Genomic DNA, 3,904 nt, shown 5'->3' with positions numbered 1-3,904 from the left:
CTTAAAAACTGGCTGCATAATCATTGATTTTAGTACTTAAATATAAGAAAAATCAATGTGTAAAACAAAAAAAAACTGCCCGAAATTACTTTTCGGACAGCCTCTTTTTTTTGATCTTTATCGAAATCAAATCAGTAAATAATGAAACTTTTTTATAAAGTAATATAATTACAGTCAAAGATTAAAGGATGAACTTTACTTTTGTAAATTTATATTATAAATAATTGATTAACAGTGTAAAAAAGAGAACTATGAATAATATTTTTAGAGGATTACTAGCGGGCTACGGAGCTAAAAAATTAGGTGGAGGATGTTTTGGTACAATCTTCGTTTTTATAATTATTTGGGTTCTTTTGGGACAATGCAGTTAAATTTTAGATAAAAAAGTCGACAAAAAAAGTCTTAGATTAGCGCACTTAAATAATCAAACTCGTAAAGTAAACCGGATACTCAAAGCCAGTCAATTACGTAGTTTTTAAAACCAAATAAAGTATAATGGCATCAGGTTTTTTCGTACTATTAGATGATATCGCAGCAATTATGGATGATGTTGCAGTAATGAGTAAGGTTGCAGCAAAAAAAACAGCGGGAATTCTGGGCGATGATTTGGCTGTAAATGCTGAAAAAGCTTCGGGATTTGCTTCGTCAAGAGAACTTCCGGTATTGTGGGCAATTAGTAAAGGCTCACTTCTTAACAAAGTGATTATTTTGCCTATTGCTTTTTTGCTAAGCGCCTTTTTTCCTGTTGCGATTATAATAATTTTAGTACTAGGAGGATTATTTTTAGCCTACGAAGGAGCCGAAAAAATTTATGAATTTATATTTCCGCACAAACATGAAGAGTCAGAAGGAATAACATCACAAACTTTTACGGAAGAAGAAATTCTGGAAGCTGAGAAAGGAAAAGTGAAATCGGCAATATTAACTGATTTTATTTTGTCTGTCGAGATAGTAATCATTGCATTAGGAACTGTAATAGGAAAGCCTATTTTACAGCAAATTATAGTAGTTTCAATAATAGCCGTAATTGCCACTGTTGGTGTTTATGGTATTGTTGCTCTTATTGTTAGAATGGACGAGGCGGGACTTAAACTAATTCAGATCAGCAAAAAAGAAAATAGTATTTTAAAAATCATCGGAAATATATTAGTACAGGCACTTCCTATTGTTATTAAAGGCCTAACTGTAATTGGTACAATAGCTTTAATTTTAGTAGCAGGAGGGATATTTGTTCATAATATTGATTTTTTCCACGATTTAGTACCAAACTTGCCATCAATTATAAAAGAATTTACAATAGGAATTATTTTGGGATTTATAGTTTTAGCCATTGTAAATCTTGTTAAAAGAATACTTGGAAAGAAATAGAAAATAAAATTGTCACGTAAATTTTAAAACACCAGTCGAAAGGCTGGTGTTTTTTTTTGGAGCAAAATCATCCTCTTAAACATACCATTTGTCCCGCTGTCAACTGTATCTTTTTATCAGCAAAAAGCAGATAAAAAGGATGCCGTTTGTATCGGGGCTATACGGAAAATTATAATTTTTATAAGAAATAACTGTTGTTGCTTAAAAAATATTATTTAATTAATGTTTTGGTATACAGTTGTTTAATGTTTTTGTTGAATTATTTAACATTTTTAGTAAGCAACCAAAGCAACCCATCTGCATCTTCATAGTAATTAACAATTAATTATTATTTTATATGAAAAATTTTAGATTTAAATCAGCTTTAGTAGTATTATTTTTATCAACTGCATTAATTTCATGCAGCAATGACGATGACAAACCAAGTGTTCCTGATGCTACAACAAAAGTGGCGCTAGTAACAGAAGTTAAAGGACCTGAAACCGGAAAAGTAAATGAAGAGCTTAGTTATGATGTAACTTTTATCGTAGATAATGCTTGTGGAGAATTTAGTAAAATTAGTGACGCTACAATTGGAACAGAAAAAGGATTGCAAGTTGAAGCAAAATATCCAACAGGAGTTTGTACACTACAAGTTCCGGATCCAAAGAAAACAGTTTACAAATTTAAATCAGCAACAAAAGGAACTTTTGAAATCAAATTCAAAAAGTCAGATAAGGAATTCATAACGACAAAAGTGGTTATTGAATAATTAGGTTTTAGGTTATAAATTAGGTTAGAAGCCATTTTGCAAATGTTTGAAATATTTGTAGAATGGCTTTCTTTTTTTATGAAAGTTAGATCTGCAGGAATTTTATAATTAACTAAATAAAAAAATGAGTCAAAATAGCTATCTTTGAATTATTAAAAGATTATAATTATGGGTGCTTTAGAATTAAGAGATAGTGTTTTAGAATATATAAATGCTGCAGACGAACGTCTTTTAAAAGTTGTTAAAGCGGTTATTGAAAGCTATCAGGAAGAAGAAATAGTTGCTTTTTCTGTTGATGGAAAACCAATTACAAGAGCTGTTTATAAAGAAGAATTAGCTACTGCAAAATTAGATATTAAAAAGGATAATGTGATTTCGCAGGAAGATTTAGAAATAGAATCTGAGAATTGGTAATGAGTGAAGTTAAAAAGATAATTTGGACAAATTCAGCAAAAGATCAGTTCAAAGCGCCCACAATATAAAAAATGATATTTTAAAAATTACAAAGGATATTCATTTTACGGAACAATATCAAAAAGATGAAATTGAATCAGAATACCGAAGAATTATTGTTAGAGATTATAAAATATTATATGTAGAAGAGAATGAAGTTGTTTATATTGTTAGGATATTTCCAACAAAACGTGATTCTGTAAAACAAATATGAAGAGCTTAATAAGCTCTTTTTTTATAATAGTAAGTAAAGAAACACTCTTTGCCATTCCTCTAAAAATTACTATTTTTGCAGTCTAAATTTTATGTCATGCCGAAAAGAAAATATAAAATCGCCGTTATACAATTAAATCTTAACGACGTTGCCGAAAATAATCTAAAAAAATGTATCAGTTGGGTAAAAGACGCTGCCAATAAAGGAGCAGAAGTAATCTTGTTACCGGAATTATATAGCAGTCATTATTTTTGCCAAAGTGAAGATGTAGATAATTTTGCTCTAGCAGAACCACTTTACAGTACTTCATTTATTGCTTTTAGCGAATTGGCAAAAGAATTAGGAGTTGTAATAATTGTTCCTTTTTTCGAAAAAAGAATGGCTGGAATTTACCACAACAGTGCTTATATTATTGATACAGATGGTACAGAAGCCGGTTTATACCGTAAAATGCATATTCCGGATGATCCTCATTTCTACGAAAAATTCTATTTTACACCTGGTGATTTAGGTTTTAAAGCAATTGAAACTAAAAAAGGAAAAATAGGAACACTTATTTGTTGGGATCAATGGTATCCTGAAGCTGCACGTATTACAGCTTTAAAAGGAGCCGAAGTATTGTTTTACCCTACAGCTATTGGATGGCATCCAAAAGAGAAAGAACAGTACGGAGAAAACCAATATGGGGCCTGGATGAATGTAATGAAAGGTCATGCGGTTGCAAATGGAGTTTTTGTTGCTGCAGCAAATAGAATTGGTTTAGAAAAATATATCGAAGGTACCGAAGGAATTCAGTTTTGGGGAGCGTCGTTTATTGCAGGTCCTCAAGGCGAGATTTTAGCACAGGCTTCTCATGATCAGGAAGAAATTTTGATTGCTGAGGTTGATTTAGATCTTCAGGAAAATGTACGTCAGAACTGGCCATTTTTCAGAGACAGAAGAATCGATGCTTTCGGTGATATTACAAAAAGAGCAATTGACTAATTCAGTTAATTAATATATAATAGAAAAGAGGTTGTCTGAAAAGACGACCTCTTTCTTTTATTATACTAGTAGATTTACAGAGTGTTTCTTGAAAAATGTAAATTTGGGCTAAAATGGTCTTCTATAAACTTTTC

General features: G+C 30.9%; 5 protein-coding genes. All 5 read left to right on the top strand.

The features are described from left to right. The first annotated feature begins 495 nt into the window (after positions 1-495). Positions 496-1,368 carry a DUF808 domain-containing protein gene (locus NJT12_RS24680; protein WP_271338764.1) on the top strand — a complete coding sequence of 291 codons (873 nt, stop codon included), beginning with the start codon at positions 496-498 and terminating at the stop codon, positions 1,366-1,368. A 337-nt stretch (positions 1,369-1,705) separates the two neighbouring features. After that, on the top strand, positions 1,706-2,119 hold the full coding sequence (locus NJT12_RS24675; protein ID WP_271338763.1) for a hypothetical protein: 414 nt from the start codon (positions 1,706-1,708) through the stop codon (positions 2,117-2,119). 168 nt (positions 2,120-2,287) lie between these two features. Beyond that, a complete protein-coding gene (locus NJT12_RS24670; protein ID WP_271338762.1) occupies positions 2,288-2,533 on the top strand; it encodes a hypothetical protein in 246 nt (81 codons plus the stop codon). A gap of 22 nt (positions 2,534-2,555) precedes the next feature. Beyond that, a complete protein-coding gene (locus NJT12_RS25215) occupies positions 2,556-2,786 on the top strand; it encodes a type II toxin-antitoxin system RelE/ParE family toxin (RefSeq protein ID WP_414655405.1) in 231 nt (76 codons plus the stop codon). 96 nt (positions 2,787-2,882) lie between these two features. Continuing rightward, positions 2,883-3,770, top strand: a complete 888-nt coding sequence (locus tag NJT12_RS24665) for a carbon-nitrogen hydrolase (RefSeq protein WP_065449632.1) — start codon at positions 2,883-2,885, stop codon at positions 3,768-3,770. Positions 3,771-3,904: the final 134 nt, after the last annotated feature.

The organism is Flavobacterium azizsancarii, from assembly GCF_027980145.1.
GTDB classification, from domain to species: Bacteria; Bacteroidota; Bacteroidia; order Flavobacteriales; family Flavobacteriaceae; genus Flavobacterium; species Flavobacterium azizsancarii.
The sequence above is the reverse complement of the archived record's forward strand: the minus strand, read 5'-3'. Positions and strand labels throughout refer to the sequence as shown.